Here is a 17,512-nt window from a genome sequence, read left to right as displayed (position 1 = left end):
CCTTATCTTGAATGTATGTTCAAGATAAGGATAAAACCATGACAACCGATTTACTTTCTCCATTTAAACTAAACGACAGTATTGAGCTGCAAAACCGTGTACTAATGGCCCCACTTACACGCTGTATGAGCGACGATAACCTCGTTCCAACCCAAGCGATGGTTGATTATTATGCGCGCCGTGCCGATGCCGGTTTAATTATTAGCGAAGCAACGATTATTCGCCCAGATGCTCAAGGTTACCCAAATACACCGGGTCTATTTACCAGTGAACAAATTCAAGGTTGGAAGAAAGTGACCGATGCTGTGCACGCGAAAGGCGGCAAAATGTTTGCTCAGCTTTGGCACGTAGGTCGTGTTGCTCATCCTCACTTTTTTGGTGGTGATGTACTGGCACCATCAGCAATTGGTGTAGAGGGTTCGGTACCAAGAATGCGCGAGTTAACTTACGTGACACCAAAAGCTGCAACCATCGAAGACATCCAAGGTTTAATTGCTGACTACGCAAAAGCGGCTGAAAACGCTATAGAAGCGGGCTTTGACGGCGTTGAAATTCATGGTGCGAATGGTTACTTGATTGATCAATTCTTACACTTTGCTGCCAATCAACGTGAAGACCAATACGGTCAAACACCAGAAAACATGTCACGTTTTGCTCTTGAAGTTGTTGATGCTGTAGTGGCAGCCATTGGTGCAGATAAAACAGCATTACGCTTATCGCCAGGTGCGTATTTTAATATGACTGAAAGCGACGGTGATAAAGCAGTATTTGATTATCTATTACCAGCACTTGAAACACGTAACCTTGCGTACCTACATGTTGGTATCTTTGATGACAGCATGCGCTTTGCAAGTTTAGGCGATAAGTCGGCGTCTGAATATATGCGTGGTGCTTATAAAGGTACCTTGGTAGGGGTAGGTAGCTATAGCTTTGAAACAGCAAATCAAGCTATCGATAACAACCAATTTGATTTAATTGCGATTGGTCGCCCATTCATTGCGAACCCAGATTACATCAGTAAAGTTAAAAATGGTGAAGCGTTAACACCATATAGCGAAGAAATGCTGGCTGAGTTGATTTAAGCAAATCTAATAATATTGTCCAACCAACAAGCGCCCAGTTAATTTAACTGGGCGTTTTTCTAATACTTTCTTATTTATTAAACAGTTGAGTCTTAAATCTGCCATGAAAATGCATTAATTGTTTAACTGTTGTGTCAAAAATTTTGACCCTAAATGTCATACACGCTTTGCATACTGTGCCCGCTTTTATATACGTAACCTTGGAAAAACAATGAGCACAGTAACTAAAAAAACAAAACTAAGCCTTGTAATCGCAACGCTTTTAGCAACATCGGCAAATGCAAACACCAATAACGAAATTGAAGAAATTACCGTTGTTGCAAAGCCAACCAGTTATGCAAATAACGTCATTGAACCTGCCATGCTTGAGCAACAAAGTTCAGTATCAAGTGTGTTAGCCGTGATTGATAACTTACCGGGTATTAGCATCAACGAAGGTGATGCATTTGGTGGTGACGATTGGTCAACCACCATTACTATGCGTGGCTTTAGTATCGATGGTAATCAACAGCAATTAGGTATGACGATTGATGGTATTCCTAATGGCGGTTCTAACTATGGTGGCGGCGCAAAAGCAAACCGTTATCTTGACAGCGAAAACTTAGCAACGGTTGAAGTAGGGCAAGGTACGTCTGATATTGCCTCTGCATCACTCGAAGCGCTAGGCGGTACATTTAATTTTGTGAGTGTACAACCGAGTACTGAGCAAAGCACCACGTTTGCTTATACAACGGGCGATCACAATGCTAGCCGTTACTTTGTTAAGCACGAAACCGGCACTGTGTTTGATAACACGCAAGCCTATATTAGCTATTCGCAAACAGACACTAGCCGCTGGATTGGCGATGGCAGCAATGGTGGTAAAGACAACCAGCATATCGAAGCTAAGTTTGTATCAGACTTTAGCGATTTAACCGTAACGGGTCGTGTTTCGTATGATGATGTTCACGAAATTAACTATAACAGCATCAGCATTAGTGAGTTTGAACAAAACCCTGATTGGGATCGTTTAACTTGGAATTGGACTGGTGTGCCGCATTTTGATCAAATGTTTGCTGAGGGCTGGGGTACACTGCGTGAAAATACCCTTGCGTATGTAAAGTTTGATTACGCATTAGGTGCCACTTCAAACTTAAGCTTGTCGCCTTACTATCATAAAAATTCAGGTCGTGGTGATTGGATCCCGCCTTATTTAACGTCACCAGTTGATGGCGATGGTAACCCAACAACAATTGGTGGTGAAAACGCAGGCAGCTATGGCTTTACAGATAGCGATGGTAATCCACTTGCACCTGCTGCAGGTTGTACGGCAAGTTTAGAGTGGCCATGGTCATCTGGCCCCGGCTTAAACCCAGCCTGTTACCCAGATGATGCTATTCCGGTTATGTCGTATCGTCATACTCACTACAAAAAAGACCGCTTAGGTATGACCGGTGAGTACCAAGTAACGCTTGGCAATCATGATATTGAAGCCGGCTTTTGGTTTGAACAAACAGACCGTGATGAATCACGTGACTGGCATAAAGTTATTGATGCCCGTGTATATCATCATTTTGACCAAACACCTTATTGGACACAGTACAAGAACACGTTTGAAACAGATACATTCAAATGGTACGTGCAAGACTCAATCAGTTTAGGCGATTTCACACTTAATTTAGGTGCTAAACAGTATCTTGTTGAACTGCAGCGTTATAACCATTTTGAAGATGAATATTCAGATAAGATCGACAGTGATTCAGACGTACTATTCAGCGGCGGGGTGTTGTATCAGCTATCTGCAAGCACAGAGTTATTTACCAGCTACAGCGAAAACTTTGCGGCAATTAAAGATGGCGTACTTGAACGTGATTCATCAACACTGACCGAAATTGAACCTGAAACAGCTGAAAACATCGACCTAGGTGTGCGTTACAGTGATGACCGTTTACGTTTAACGGCAACGGCTTACAGCATTGAATTTGATAATCGTATTACTTTTATTGCCCCGGGCAGTGATACCGATGGTATCGACTACACGATTGGTACGAACGGTTCTTACATCAACGTAGGCGGTATTGAGTCAACAGGTGTGGAGCTTTCTGCAAGTTATATGCTGACTGACAAATGGAACCTTTACACATCGTATACCTACAATAACTCTGAGTATCAATCGAACGATCCAAGTGCATATAACGGCGATGGTGAGTTACTTGATGAAGCATCTGCAAGCTTTAAAGCGGGTGATGAAGTGATTGACTCAGCACAAGATTTATTTGTGGTATCGGCAGATTATTACAGTGGTGATTTCCGCTTTGGTTTATCGGCTAAATACACCGGTGAGCGTTTAGGTGCATGGACTGATGAACAAACCCGTACACGTAACAAGGTTGATGGCTACACCTTGGTTGATTTAAACATTGGTTATAACACGAGCCTTGATTCGGGTGTGTTTAAATCACTTGACCTTGCATTTGTGGTGAATAACCTGTTTGATAAATCATATCTAGCGGGTGGTACAGGTAATGGTTCAACCTACTTTATTGGTGCACCACGTACCGCAGCTTTAACACTTACTGCGCAGTTCTAATTAATAAGCGACGTTTTAAACAGCCCATCGTTGATGGGCTTTTTAGCAGGTGATATATGAAAAAAATAATTTTAGCGACGGCAGTGGTCGCAGCATCTTTTTTAAGCCTAAACAGTAAAGCTGCCGACAATGTTGTGCTCGTTACTCTTGATGGACTTCGCTGGCAAGAAGTGTTCTCTGGTGCAGATAAAAACTTAATTGATAACACTGATTTTGTTGCAGATACAGATGAGCTAAAGGCGCTTTTTTGGCGAGATGACCAAGCACAGCGAACTCAAGCGTTAATGCCATTTTTTAGCGAAACATTGGCAAAGCAGGGCGTTTTGATTGGCGATAGAACGCAAGGCTCATTGATGTCGGTAAGCAACCCGTGGTATTTCTCATACCCAGGTTATAGTGAAATTTTAACCGGCATAGTAGACGAAAATATCGATAGTAACGATAAAGTGCCTAACCCCAATAAAACCATTTTAGAGAGTTTAAATACTCAGCCAGAATTTAAAGGTAAAACCGCGCTTTTTGGTAGCTGGGATGTGTTTCCCTATATTGTAAATCGTGAGCGTAGTGGGGTTTATGTTAATGCTGGCTTTGAAGCTTTGGATGTTGTGAAGTCAGAGGAAGTGACTCTGCTAAACCAAATGCAAAGCGAGATCCCAAGTCCTTGGCACAATGTTCGCCTCGACAGCTTTACCTACCGATTTGCCAAACAATATTTATTAAATAAACAGCCGCGTTTACTTGTTATTAGCTTGGGTGAAACCGATGACTTTGCTCATAACGGTAAATACGATGCCTACTTAAAATCGGCTAAACAAAGTGATGCGTTTATTCGTGACCTTTGGCAAACAATTCAACAAACACCGGGCTATAAAGACAACACCACAATGATCATTACCACCGATCATGGCCGTGGCAGTCATGCAGATGATTGGCAGCATCATAGTTCGAAGCGTGCTTTGGCACGTTCAGAGCAAGGTAAGCAACGTTTTCCAAACGGCATTGTTGGCTCTGAGCATATTTGGTTAGCGGCGATAGGCCCAGATATAAAAGCAAAGGGCTTAATAAAGCCCAAAAATGAGCTTAAACAAGCGCAAGTGGCTGCAACTGTGTTGAGCGTTTTAGGCATCAACAGTCAGCAAGTTAACCCGAAAATGGCAGCGCCGATTAAGGAGATTTTAAAATGAGTTTAACGCTTAGTTTTTTTAGAAGCGCCTTATCTGGATTAATGCTGGTTAGTTGTGCGAGTGCGATTGCCGCACCGAATAAAATTTTGTTTGGCTCATGTGGTCATCAAGACAAAGCTATTCCAATTTTTGATGCTATCAACAAAGAGCAAGCCGATTTATTTATGTTCCTTGGCGACAACATTTATGGAGATACCGAAGATATGTCGGTACTTGCCGATAAATATCAACGTTTAGGGCAAAAGCCGGGCTTTAAAACATTACGTGCAAATACACCTATAATAGCCATGTGGGATGACCATGATTATGGCGAAAATGACGCTGGCAGCGAATACCCAAAAAAACAGCAATCACGAAAAATCATGCTCGACTTTTGGCAAGAGCCTGCGGATTCTGCTCGCAGAACTCGTGAAGATGGTATTTACACTTCGTACACGTACGGTGAAGGTGAACAAACAGTAAAGGTGATCATGCCAGATCTGCGTTTTAATCGCGCACCGTTGAATCACGTATCGGCGATGACCTATCAGCTTGAACGAAAACCTGCAAAACAAGGGCCTTATAGCCCAACAACCGATAAAAACGCCTCTATGCTTGGCGAAAGTCAATGGCAGTGGCTTGAACAAGAGCTTAAGTCAGATGAAAAGATAAAAATCATTGCCTCAAGCTTGCAGCTATTAGCTGATTTTACAGGCTGGGAGTCATGGGCTAATTATCCAGCTGATCGTGAGCGTTTATTTACTCTTATTAAAAAGCATAAAGTAAACGGTGTAATTATTGTCAGTGGCGATACCCACTGGGGGGAGTTGTCTAAGTATCAACAAAACCTAGATTACCCACTTTATGAGATGACCAGCTCTGGACTAACAGAAAAGTGGAAAGATGTTAGCCCTAATAAACACCGTGTGGGTGATTACACTCATGAGGTTAACTACGGCGATTTAACAATCGATTGGCAAAAAGCAGATCCTACCATTCGTATTGCGCTTAAAGGTATCAAGGGTGATGAGATAATGCACACCGAGTTTGCGTTATCGACGATAAGTCCATACCAGTAAATATTGCCTGTAGCGCATACCCGTAATACGTACCCGCAGCTCATGGCAAACATGGAATTAAGCCTTGTTTGCGGGTATTTCTCTCTATCCCATCTAATTAAAATATCTTACACTGTGTCAATTAGTTAGTTTCAAGCAAGGACAGTGTAAAGTGCTGAATATAATTCAATCAAATCGCATGGAAGCACTGCAAGCGCGGTTTCACGCTCTTCTTAAAGTTAATCCATTAACGAGCCCCTTTAAAAAAGAAATTGTGCTTGTGCAGTCACCGGGTATGTCGCAGTGGCTAAAAATAGGTTTAAGTGAACACTTAGGGATTGCTGCTCAGGTCGACTTTCCGCTGCCTTCGAGTTTTATATGGCAGCTTTACCAACAATTATTGCCAGATGTACCCAGTGAATCACCGTATAACAAAGCGAACCTTGCTTGGAAGCTGTTTGCGATTTTACCAAACTGCATTGATGAGCCGCTGTATTTACCACTGAAAACCTATTTAGATGGTGACAGTGAGGGGCAAAAAACCTTTGCCTTGTGCGAGAAAATTGCCGACGTTTATGACCAATACTTAATGTATCGCCCCAATTGGATTACCACTTGGGAGCAGGGCATTGATGAGCTTGATGATGTTGATGTGGGCATTGCGCCATGGCAGCCAGATCTTTGGCGCAAGCTGGTGGCGCACAGTAAAGAACTTGGGCAAAGCCAATATCACCGCGCCAACATGCAAGACAAACTCCTTGCAGCCCTTGAAAAAATGGACGCAAGCCTATTACCTGAGCGTATTAGTTTATTTGGTATTTCTGCAATTGCGAGCAGCCAGCTTGAAGTGTTTCAGGCCATTGCGAAAAAAACGCAGGTATTTTTGTTTTTCTTCAACCCCAGTGAGCATTACTGGGGCGACACACTGGATGAAAAAACAGCAGCCAAAATTGCTGCTAAATATGCCAAACGCCCTCAGTTACAAGCACTTGAAGACAGCGCTAAAAACCCTGATCACGAGTACTTTTTTATTGGTAATCCGCTACTCTCGTCGTGGGGTAAATTAGGCCGAGACTATTTTGAGCAGTTACTACAACTGGATGCGCAGTGGCTAGACGGATTCGATAACGATTTTGATCAAAGCTTGCTATCGCAAATTCAGTCTGAAATTTACCAATTAGCCTTTAAGGGCGAATCACTTACGCCTGATAAAGAATGGTTTATTAATGACGAAGGCAAATTGCCGATTCAGGCTGATGACACCAGTATTGTGCTGAGCGATTGTCACACGCCACTTCGTGAAGTCGAACGACTACACGATTACTTGCTTAATTTATTCAATGAAAATAAAGCACTAACACCGAAAGATATTATTGTAATGATGCCGGACGTTGGCACATACAGCCCGTACATTGAGGCGGTGTTTGGTGGTGCCGAAGGGCGACGCTTTATTCCTTATGCGTTAGCCGATTTAGCCATAGAGCAAGAAAAGCCCGTGCTTAGCTCGTTTGCTAGTTTAGCCGATTTACCTTATTCACGCTTTGGTGTATCTGACATTCTTGATTTACTGCAAGTCACGCAAATTGCCGAAAAATTTAATCTCGAAGCTCATGAGTATGAGCAAATAGGTTTTTGGCTTGAACGCGTTGGCGTTAAATGGGGCTTAGATGCCGCTCACAAAGACAGTTTTGGCTTACCCGCAATAGATTTAAATACCTGGCAACATGGCTTAAACCGTTTGTTATTAGGTGTTGCACAACGGGATGAACAACTGCCTTTCTCGGGGATTTACAGTGCCGATGAAGTTGAAGGTATGGCACTGAATACCTTAAATAAACTCATTGAATTTATTGATGTACTGGCCCGATATAAAGCTAAGCTGCAAGCTGATGCACCGCTTAACGAAAAAGCAGAAATTCTAAAAGAATTATTAAGCGATATATACAGCGATGAAGGCGAGCAAAGCTGGGATTTATTAGTACTGCAAAAAGTGCTCGATACACTGATTAAGCATTATGATAATGGCGATTACCAACAAGCTGTTTCGCAGCGTATTGTGAGTTACTTGGTTAAACAAGGTATTCAAGAAAAAGGCGTAGGGCAGCGCTTTTTAGTGGGGCAAGTTAACTTTTGTACGCTGATGCCAATGCGTGCAGTGCCATTTAAAGTAGTGTGTATGCTGGGTTTAAATGATGCGGATTACCCGCGTACCGTTCAGCCAATTGGTTTTGACTTAGTACCATACTCAAAACGCCAAAAAGGTGACCGCTCTCGCAAACTCGACGATCGTTACCTGTTTTTAGAAGCTATTTTAAGTGCCCGTGAGAATCTATACATCAGTTATATTGGCCGTTCTTGCTTTGATAACCAACCAAGAATGCCCTCAACCTTAGTGAGTGAGCTTTTAGAATACATAGCCCGTAGTTTTGAGTTTGCTGATCAAGACACTCACTTAGAGCTACCAGAGGCGCTAATTAATTATCAGCACTTACAGCCATTTAACCCAGCTTATTATCTGACCACTAACAAAGAAGGTAATAAAAGCCAAACTGATGGCGAGCAAAAAGCAAACAAACCACTAGCCACACAATTACACAGCTATAACCCAGTGTGGATGCCAACTCAAGCTGTTAACCCTGAACCTCAGCAAGCGCTTAGTGTCCAGCCAGAAAGCAGTGTTGAATTAACTCAGTTTATTCGCAGTATTTGCCAGCCGCACGAGAGCTTTTATCAGCAAAGTTTGGGTTTACGCTTGCCGCAATTTAACGATATTGCAAAAGATGAAGAGCCATTTAGTTTAGACGCATTACGTCGCTACTTTTACCTAGACGAAATTCTCGAAGCCAGCATTCAAGAAATTCCTCTGAACCAAGCGCAAATAATGCAGCGCGGTGAGTTACCCCAAGCCCATGTTGGCGATCTTGTATTTGAAAGTATGCAGCACCGAGTTGATGCGCTTGCAGGGCAAGTAAAAGCGCATATTCAAGTTGATGAAGCATTACCCGTTGAAGTAAATATTAAAATTGCCAATACCACACTAGAAGGTTGGTTAAATCATATTTATGGTCAAAAACAGGTGTTTTATCGCACCGCCAGTATTAAAGCAAAAGATGTAATTCGTGGCTTTGTGCATCATTTAGCGGCGCAAATAATGGGTCAGTCAGTTGAAACCCTTATTCTTGGCTTAGACAAGCAAATTAGTTTTTCACCCTTGTCAGAAAACGATGCCCGCAAGTATTTAAACGATTGGTTCTCGCTTTATGAAACGCTTTTAACTCGCCCAGTGGCGTTTTTTCCGGTCAGTGGTTACGAGTACATAAAAACAGATAAAGATATGGTCAAAGCAAACAATAAATTCGCGCCGCAATACATAGGCATGGGTGAGGGTGAAAATCCGTATATTCGTTTAACCATAAAGAGCCTTAAAGACTGTGAAGAAGAGTTTATAAAATGGAGCGAGCTGCTGTTATCGCCACTCGTTGAATTAGCACAGGAGGCAGATCATGCAAACGCTTAATCCAATGAGTATGGCGCTGTGTGGGCAAAGCCTTATTGAAGCCAGTGCCGGTACAGGTAAAACCTATACAATCACAGGTTTGTATTTACGGTATTTGTTGGGCTTACAAAAAGCGACCGGGGAAGATGAAGCATTAAATACGCCGCTTAGTGTTGAGCAAATCCTAGTGGTGACCTTCACTGAGGCCGCCACCCAAGAAATTAAAGACCGTGTGCGAGCGCGTATAATCAATGCCAGAGATGCTCTGCTTGGCAAAGAGCCCGATGATGAGCTGATTGAGCAAGTAATTGACGAGGTAACTGACAAACACGCCGCATTTGATTTGCTAGACGCTGCGGCAAAGTCGATGGATGAAGCCGCTATATTCACCATTCATGGCTTTTGTCAGCGAATGCTGAAACAACATGCTTTTGAGTCAGGGGTGGCGTTTAACTTAGAGTTTATTTTAGATGAGCGTGAGCTTATTCAAGAAACCCTTAATGACTTTTGGCGTGCTTTTGTTTACCCACAATCAAAAGAGCGCACGCAAGCAATTACCGATATTTTCCCAGTGCCTGCGTCACTGTATTCACAGGTAGTGAGTTTACTCAATAAACAAGGGGCAACAATCACCCCCGAGTATGACCTTGATGAAATATGGCAAGCACGCGATAACTTTGTGGCAAAAGTCCCGGCATTTAAAAAGGCGTGCCGTGAGAGTGAGTTTATTAATGCTGTAAAAGCGTCTGATTTAAGTGGCTCAAAAACCCCAGGGCGAAAAAACAGCCTTGCAGCGCTTGAAGAATACTTAAACAATGACGAGTTGTTTTTTGTATTTGGTACTAATAAATACTCGTTTGAAGTGTGGAGCACAGAGAATTTAAGCGACCCTGCAAATTACAAGAAAAACGGTAGCTTACTCAGTCACGAAATGCTGGCTCAGTTTGATGAAATGGCTAAACTCAGTAGCCTTATCAATAACGGATTGAATATTGCGATAGTGCAATATGGCGCTAAATGGGTGGCAAATGCATTAGTCAAACGTAAGCAAGAACAAGGTGTTATTACTCCAGATGACTTACTGAGTAACTTGCATCAGGCGCTTTTAAGTGAGCAAGGCCAAGCATTAAGTGAAAAAATTGCCGCTTTGTTTCCGGTTGCCATGATTGACGAATTCCAAGATACCGACCCAGTTCAATATGGCATTTTTAGCCGCATTTATGGCATTAAAAACACCACGCTTGCCATGATAGGTGATCCAAAACAGGCTATTTATGGTTTCCGTGGTGCAGATATTTTTACTTATATTGGCGCAAAACAAGCCGTTGAAAATGACAAGCAATACACCCTAGATACCAACTACCGCTCAAGTGAAGGGGTTGTTGATAGCGTAAACCGCTTATTTGCAAAAAATGACAATAGCTTTATTTATAACGACGCAATCCCATTTCAAAAGGTTAATGCGAAGGGAAAACAGCAAGACAAAGCGTTTTTAATAAACGGTGAAATGCCAAGTGCATTTGAATTTTCGGTTTTTGTTGATGAATACGCCGAAGCCAACAACAAGCCAACCAGCAAAGGGGTGGCTCAACAAGCATTGGCTTTGCAATACACGAAAAAAATCACCGAGCTACTCAAGCAAGCTGATGCAGGCGCTGCAACCATTGCAGGAAAACCTCTTACTGCCGCTGATATCTGTGTGTTAGTGCGTGACCGAAACGAAGCACAGCTGATGAAAACCGCACTGGCAGAAGCCGCCATTGCCAGTGTGTATTTATCGCGTGATAGTGTTTTTAACCAAGAGCTTAGTCATCATTTACTGAACTTTTTAACGGCCTTGCATGGACAGTATGATGAATCATTACTGCGCGGTGTACTTGCCGGGCCATTGTTTTGCTTAAGCTACAACCGCATTTATCAGCTTCACGAAAATGAAAGTGCGTGGCAAGAACATCTAAACTTTTTTGCTCAGCTTGCCCACATTTGGCATAAACAAGGCGCTATGGCGATGCTCGAGCGTTTATTAAGCCATAATCAGCTTGCAGCGCGTTGGCAAGGCTTAGGCTACAACGTTGAGCGCTGGCTCACCGATTTTCGTCATTTAGGTGAAATCTTACAGCAAAAGCAAATTGAGCTTGAGGGCACCCATCGATTGCTGCGTTGGTTTGCACAAAAAGTTAGTCAACAAGATGGTGAAGCGGTGCAAGTACGCTTAGAAAGCGATGCTAATTTGGTGAAAATTGTCACCATGCACGCCTCAAAAGGCTTAGAGTACCCGATTGTATTCATGCCGTTTGCCTGTGGTTATCGCGAAAGCAAAGAAGCCCTTTACCATAAAGACGGTAAGCTGATTTATGACCTTGCTAAAAGTGACGAGGCAATGCAAAAAGCAGAGCAAGAGCGCTTAGCTGAAGATTTACGCTTACTTTACGTAGCATTGACTCGTGCCGTGCATTTTTGTTCTGTGGGGATGTATAACATTTCGCAAGGTCGTAGTGCTCGCCCTGGTATTCAAAGTACCAGCATTGGCCATGTATTATTTGCAGGGTTAGAGATCAAATCGGGCGATGAATGGCGCGCGTTGTTACAACAATTTTGTGAAGGCTCAGCGCACATGCACTATGAGGTGTTTCGCCAAGCAGATGAGCTTGAAAAGTTAACATTTGCTGGAGCTGACAGTGAGCAAGAATATCAAGTTAATACTGTTAAAGCAGACATTCAGCGTGATTGGCGCTCAACCAGCTTTAGTAGCTTAACGCTGAAAAAGCATACTGACCATATTGAGCTTGGTCGCAGTGATGAAGACCACGAAAAAGATGAGTTTTTAGCCCAAAATGCCAATGCTTTAACACCTTACAGCTTCCCTAAAGGCGCAAAGCCAGGTAGTTGTTTGCATGAAATATTTGAGCAATTAGACTTTACCGACCCTTATGCGTTAAAGCGTCCAGCCAGCGAGCAAGACGACCATGCACTTGATAAAGTGATCAAAAAGTTATTCGAAAAATACCATATTGATGATAGCTGGCAGGAAATGACCGAGCAGTGGATCCTTGCTGCGCTGAATTGCCCATTGAACGATAAAGGGCTTAGTTTATCAGTACTTGAGCCTGATACCTGTTTGGTCGAAATGGAATTTAATTTACCGCTGTTATCGCTCTCAAGCGATAAGCTTAACCAAGTGTTGGTAAAACATTTTAACTTACCTGGGCAGCTCGACTTTAGTGAGGTACAAGGCTTACTAAAAGGCTTTATAGATTTAATATTTTGCTGGCAGGGTAAGTATTATATTCTTGATTATAAATCGAATTTTTTAGGTAATAGTGTGGCTGATTACCAACATGAGCAGCTAGAACAAGCCATGACCAGTCATCAGTATCATTTGCAGTATTTAATTTATACCGTAGCACTGCACCGTTTATTAAAACAACGTATTCAAGATTACGATAGCGACACGCATTTAGGCGGTGTTTACTACACCTTCTTACGTGGTATGAGCGAAGGGCAAGGGGTGTATTTTAATCAGCTAACAAAACAGCAAATAACTGAGCTTGATAGCCTATTCGCACAAGGAGCCATGCTATGAGTCAAATGACATTCGGCTTTGATGACCATGAGCCAAACGAGCCAGTGAATAAGCAACCACAGCAGCCAGAACAACATGCCCAAAGCGATTCAGCGTTACCTGCCACAGAACTTAAAACGCAGCCTTTACTGAGTTATTTGCTGGAGGCAAAACGTATTCGCTTGGTTGATGTTAAACTCGCTGAACTATTGACTGGTTCAGAAACAGTTACCGGCTCACAATCGTTGATAGAGAATAACGATGCAGCGCACAGTGAGGTTTTTTACCTGATTTTATTGCTTGCGGTAGCGCAGCAAAGTCAGCACAGCTGTTTAGAGCTCGCGAATATAAACTGGCAAAATCCGTTTGAAATTAAACAGCAAAGCTTAGCTGATGCCAGCATCGCAGCCCCTGATGTTTTAACACCGTTTGCGGCAGAATTTGGCCTTACTGAGGCCGTTAATAAATTAATGAATGCTGATTGTGTAGGTGACGACAAGCCACTGCTATTGTTTGCGAATAAACTTTACTTTGCCCGCTTGGCAGAATACGAAACCACTCTGGCATCGCGTTTACATCATTTAGCAACGAAAGAGCTGACCCTAGATGAAGCCGCATTAACGGCATTACTTGAGGTGTATTTTCCTAGCAGTGAACATACACCCAACCCAAGCGATCCTATTAAAACATTAAACTGGCAAAAAGTAGCCTGTGCGATTGCTGCAACAAAAGGTTTTAGTGTGATCACCGGTGGCCCGGGTACCGGTAAAACCACCACGGTAACTAAGCTACTGGCCATATTACAATCCTTGTATGCCAGTGCACCGCTAACAATAAAGCTGGTTGCACCGACAGGTAAAGCGGCAGCTCGTTTAACCGAGTCGATTTTAGGGGCAAAGCAAAAGCTTAGTATGATCCCTGATAATATCGCGCCGCTTATCCCTGAGAGCGCACAAACGATTCACCGTTTACTGGGCGTTATTCCGCATACCAATAAGTTTCGCCATAACAAGCGTAACCCACTGCATTTAGATGTACTGATCATTGATGAAGCATCGATGGTTGATTTGTCGCTTATGGCAAAACTAATCGAGGCATTACCGAGCCATGCAAGGCTTATTTTACTGGGTGATAAAGACCAATTAGCCTCGGTTGATACGGGCAGTATTCTTAGCGACCTCTGCCAAGGGTTAGAGCTTGGCAAAATGCCAGATTACAGCAGTGAAAGAGCAGCGCAGCTTAATCGCGTTTGTTTTAATAATCAGAGCGAGATACCTGCGGCGAGCAGTCATTTTGTACTTAACGATTGTATTGCGTTTTTACAGCAAAGTTATCGTTTTGATGGCAGCAGCGGCATTGGTCAATTAGCACAAGCTGTAAATACCAATAACACTGGCTTACTGGGCTATGTAGAGCAAACGATTAATCAAGGTGGCTTCAAAGACCTTAAACTTAATTACAGCGTAATTAGTAAACCGATAGAGCAGTTTGTCCAACAAGCGGCGTTGCAATACCACGATTATTTGCAACTTATCCAGCAAGGGGCAAGTGTTGCAAGTGTGCATAAAGCATTTGCGCATTATCAGTTACTAGCTGCCGTCAGAGAGGGTGATTATGGTGTAAATAGCCTTAATCAGCGTATTGAAAAAGCACTGGCTCAACAAGGTTTAATTTCGCCATATCAAAGGCATTATGTGGGTATGCCAATTATGATCAGCCAAAACGACTACCAGCTAAAACTGTTTAATGGCGATATAGGTATTTTAATGCATGATGAGCAAGGTCAGTTAAAAGCCATGTTTGTTGATGAACAAGAAAATATTCGCGCCTTTTCGCCCGCACGTTTACCTGCTCACGATAAAGTGTATGCCATGACAATTCATAAGTCGCAAGGCTCTGAATTTGCTTACACTGCAATGATTTTACCACCAATAAAACAGGCTAATCAGGGCATTAACAGGCAATTGGTTTACACGGGGATCACCCGCGCGAAAACCACATTTGAGCTGGTGGCCGATAAAAATGTATTGCTTATGGCGATGAATAAATCTGTTACTCGTGCATCAGGTTTATACGATAGGTTAAAACATGAAGCTAGTTAAAGTAACGAGTGAGCAACTCAACGAGTTAATGGGGTGGTTTAACACAGAAGCAGAACTGCGTATTTGGTCTGGGCCATTTTTTAGTTATCCATTTGATACGCAAAGCTTTAAAAATGATTTAAAGCTAGATGCGCTGAGTTCCTACGCGCTGGTTAATGACGAAGGCCGCATGTTAGGGTTTGGGCAATACTATTTACGTGAAGGACGTTGCCATTTAGGGCGGCTGGTTATCGCGCCAAGCGAGCGTGGTAAAGGTCTTGCAAAAGTCTTGATAAACTTACTAGGAGAGCAGGGCAAACAGCAGTTGCAGTGCGATAGCTTGTCGTTGTTTGTGTATACCCACAATACCCTTGCTAAAACGGCCTATGAAAAGCTGGGGTTTATTCAAACTCAGTACCCCGCTGACATGCCACTCGATGGCTGTATTTATATGACTTGCTAAGAGCGTTTAAAGCTGCTTTTACGAAACAGATTAGGTTGCCAGCCAAAGTGTATGGCGCCTAATCTTAAACATACCGTCACAGCAAATGCGCCAATAATGCACCAAATATAACTGACCTCAAGGGTGAATAAAGCCGCATAAGTTAACCCGCCAGATAAGCAAGCGGTTGAATAAAGTTCTTCGCCCATTACTAAAGGCACTTCTCGGCAGATCACATCACGCATCAGGCCACCAAAAATACCTGTGGTCATACCCATGGTGATGGCTACAACCATATCTGCGCCGCAAATCAGTGCCTTTTCGATACCGATAATGTTGAAAATCGCCATCCCTACAGCATCCATTAATAGCATGGTGGTGTTACTTAAATCGGGTAAGTGACGAATAGATAAAATAGAGGCGAATATGGCTATATAAGTTGCGTACAAGTAATCAGGCTGAGCTATCCAAAATACTGGTTTGTTAAGCAATATGTCTCGAAGTGTTCCACCACCCAGAGCTGTGACTGTGGCAACAACCACCACACCAAAACCACCGACACTTTTTTCATGGCCCAGCAAGGTGCCAGAAATAGCAAAAAACGCTACACCGATAATGCTTAAAAAATGAAAGTATTCTGATGTCATGGGGCTTCCTTACCTGTTTATAGTAACTAAACCCTAGCAAAATGAACTTTATTGATGCTGAACAGCTAAGAAAATAGGGCGGGTAATGGTATTACCCGCCGGTAAGAAAATTTTATTATTTTAGGTAATCAACCACTAATTGCGTCATTGCATTTACGCCAAGCTGTAAAGCTTTTTCGTCTGCAAAAAAGTGTGGTGAATGGTTACTTGGTGCTGTGACTGCATCTTGACCTTTTGGTGTGACACCTAAGAAAAAGAACATGCCTGGTGTTTCTAAGGCGTAGTAACTAAAGTCTTCGGCACCTGTGATAAGTGGCGTTGTGATCAGGTTTTCTTTACCAACCACGCCAGCAAGTGTTGGTGTCATTTTCTTGGTTAATTTAACATCGTTCACTGTTACTGGGTAACCATGGTCAATGTGAACATGGGCTTCTGCACCACCTGATTCAGCCACCATCTCAGCGGTTTTAGCTAAACGCTTTTTAATGTCAGCGCGCATTTCTTGGTCAAAGGTACGAATTGTGCCCACCATTTCAACTTGATCAGGGATGATGTTGTTACGCACACCGCCATTAATGGCACCAAATGAAACCACCGAAGGCGCTTTGGTCACATCAACTTGGCGTGATGCGATGGTCTGTGTTGCCATAATAATTTGTGATGAAGCTACAATTGGGTCAACCCCATTCCAAGGACGTGAGCCGTGAGTTTGGCGGCCTTTTACTGTGATTGTAAACTTGTCTGCGCTGGCCATTAGCGGCCCTTCACGAAAACCAATTTGTCCGGTATTAAGTGAGCTGGTTACGTGTAAACCAAATACGGCTTCTGGCTTTTCTTTAAATAAGCCTTCTTTAAGCATAAGCTCAGCACCGCCTTCTTCGCCATCAGGTGCACCTTCTTCAGCAGGTTGAAAAATAAACAGAATATCACCTGCTAGTTGATCTTTAATTTTTACTAAAGACTCAGCGGCCGCCATTAAAATAGCCACATGGTTATCATGACCACAGGCATGCATTACGCCAACGGTATTGCCTTTGTACTCTGTTGTTTGCGTTGACGCGAAAGGTAAGTCTACTTGCTCTTTAACAGGTAGTGCATCCATATCAGCACGCAGGGCAATAAGCGGGCCTTTTTTGCCCCCTTTAAGTTTGGCAACCACACCGGTATGAGCCACACCTGTTTGAACCTCAAGGCCTAATGAACGTAAATGCTTAGCCACGTATTTGGCTGTTTCAAACTCACGGTTACTAAGCTCTGGATATTGGTGTAAATGACGGCGCCATTTAATGACTTTTTCGCTGACGCTTTTATTGGCAGATTTAAGTTCAGTATTAATATCACTAGCAAATGCAGGTGTAGAAATAGCACTGAGAAGTAGGCTGGTCGAAAGTAGTTTGTTTAACATCCCGTAT

General features: G+C 42.9%; 10 protein-coding genes. 8 read left to right on the top strand and 2 right to left on the bottom strand.

Annotation, left to right across the window (positions count from 1 at the left end; translation table 11 throughout):
• The first annotated feature begins 38 nt into the window (after positions 1–38).
• From E5N72_RS12160 to E5N72_RS12125, 8 genes are all read left to right on the top strand, one after another.
• The gene (locus E5N72_RS12160) at positions 39–1,082 is read left to right on the top strand and encodes an alkene reductase (RefSeq protein ID WP_135925036.1); all 1,044 of its coding nucleotides are present in this window, start codon (positions 39–41) and stop codon (positions 1,080–1,082) included.
• 211 nt (positions 1,083–1,293) lie between these two features.
• On the top strand, positions 1,294–3,651 hold the full coding sequence (locus E5N72_RS12155; RefSeq protein WP_135925034.1) for a TonB-dependent receptor: 2,358 nt from the start codon (positions 1,294–1,296) through the stop codon (positions 3,649–3,651).
• A gap of 56 nt (positions 3,652–3,707) precedes the next feature.
• Complete coding sequence (locus E5N72_RS12150) at positions 3,708–4,835, top strand: alkaline phosphatase family protein (RefSeq protein ID WP_135925031.1); 1,128 nt, start codon at positions 3,708–3,710, stop codon at positions 4,833–4,835.
• A gap of 41 nt (positions 4,836–4,876) precedes the next feature.
• Complete coding sequence (locus E5N72_RS12145; protein WP_240704550.1) at positions 4,877–5,893, top strand: alkaline phosphatase D family protein; 1,017 nt, start codon at positions 4,877–4,879, stop codon at positions 5,891–5,893.
• Between the two features lie 151 nt (positions 5,894–6,044).
• Positions 6,045–9,389: an exodeoxyribonuclease V subunit gamma gene (gene recC / locus E5N72_RS12140; RefSeq protein WP_135925026.1), complete on the top strand. Its 3,345-nt coding sequence runs from the start codon at positions 6,045–6,047 to the stop codon at positions 9,387–9,389.
• Positions 9,376–12,951: an exodeoxyribonuclease V subunit beta gene (gene recB / locus E5N72_RS12135; RefSeq protein ID WP_135925024.1), complete on the top strand. Its 3,576-nt coding sequence runs from the start codon at positions 9,376–9,378 to the stop codon at positions 12,949–12,951. The genes recC and recB overlap by 14 nt, the downstream gene beginning before the upstream one ends.
• Entirely contained in the window at positions 12,948–15,032 is a 2,085-nt protein-coding gene (gene recD, locus E5N72_RS12130) for an exodeoxyribonuclease V subunit alpha (RefSeq protein ID WP_240704520.1), read from the top strand. Before recB ends, recD begins: the two co-directional genes overlap by 4 nt.
• Entirely contained in the window at positions 15,019–15,474 is a 456-nt protein-coding gene (locus E5N72_RS12125) for a GNAT family N-acetyltransferase (protein WP_135925021.1), read from the top strand. The genes recD and E5N72_RS12125 overlap by 14 nt, the downstream gene beginning before the upstream one ends.
• Here E5N72_RS12125 and E5N72_RS12120 read toward each other — a convergent pair.
• Both E5N72_RS12120 and E5N72_RS12115 read right to left on the bottom strand, forming a co-directional pair.
• Complete coding sequence (locus E5N72_RS12120) at positions 15,471–16,100, bottom strand: trimeric intracellular cation channel family protein (protein WP_135925019.1); 630 nt, start codon at positions 16,098–16,100, stop codon at positions 15,471–15,473. The two genes, E5N72_RS12125 and E5N72_RS12120, sit on opposite strands and share 4 nt — an antisense overlap.
• A 115-nt stretch (positions 16,101–16,215) precedes the next feature.
• On the bottom strand, positions 16,216–17,505 hold the full coding sequence (locus E5N72_RS12115; protein WP_135925017.1) for an amidohydrolase: 1,290 nt from the start codon (positions 17,503–17,505) through the stop codon (positions 16,216–16,218).
• Positions 17,506–17,512: the final 7 nt, after the last annotated feature.

Origin of the sequence: Pseudoalteromonas sp. MEBiC 03607 (genome assembly GCF_004792295.1) — a bacterium.
Taxonomy (GTDB): domain Bacteria; phylum Pseudomonadota; class Gammaproteobacteria; order Enterobacterales; family Alteromonadaceae; genus Pseudoalteromonas; species Pseudoalteromonas lipolytica_C.
The sequence above is the reverse complement of the archived record's forward strand: the minus strand, read 5'-3'. Positions and strand labels throughout refer to the sequence as shown.

Excerpts from the sequence above, each read along its gene's own strand:
- E5N72_RS12160 (WP_135925036.1), top strand. The coding sequence starts at position 39 with ATGACAACCGATTTACTTTCTCCATTTAAACTAAACGACAGTATTGAG.
- E5N72_RS12155 (WP_135925034.1), top strand. The coding sequence starts at position 1,294 with ATGAGCACAGTAACTAAAAAAACAAAACTAAGCCTTGTAATCGCAACG.
- E5N72_RS12150 (WP_135925031.1), top strand. The coding sequence starts at position 3,708 with ATGAAAAAAATAATTTTAGCGACGGCAGTGGTCGCAGCATCTTTTTTA.
- E5N72_RS12145 (WP_240704550.1), top strand. The coding sequence starts at position 4,877 with ATGCTGGTTAGTTGTGCGAGTGCGATTGCCGCACCGAATAAAATTTTG.
- recB (WP_135925024.1), top strand. The coding sequence starts at position 9,376 with ATGCAAACGCTTAATCCAATGAGTATGGCGCTGTGTGGGCAAAGCCTT.
- recD (WP_240704520.1), top strand. The coding sequence starts at position 12,948 with ATGAGTCAAATGACATTCGGCTTTGATGACCATGAGCCAAACGAGCCA.
- E5N72_RS12125 (WP_135925021.1), top strand. The coding sequence starts at position 15,019 with ATGAAGCTAGTTAAAGTAACGAGTGAGCAACTCAACGAGTTAATGGGG.
- E5N72_RS12120 (WP_135925019.1), bottom strand. The coding sequence starts at position 16,100 with ATGACATCAGAATACTTTCATTTTTTAAGCATTATCGGTGTAGCGTTT.
- E5N72_RS12115 (WP_135925017.1), bottom strand. The coding sequence starts at position 17,505 with ATGTTAAACAAACTACTTTCGACCAGCCTACTTCTCAGTGCTATTTCT.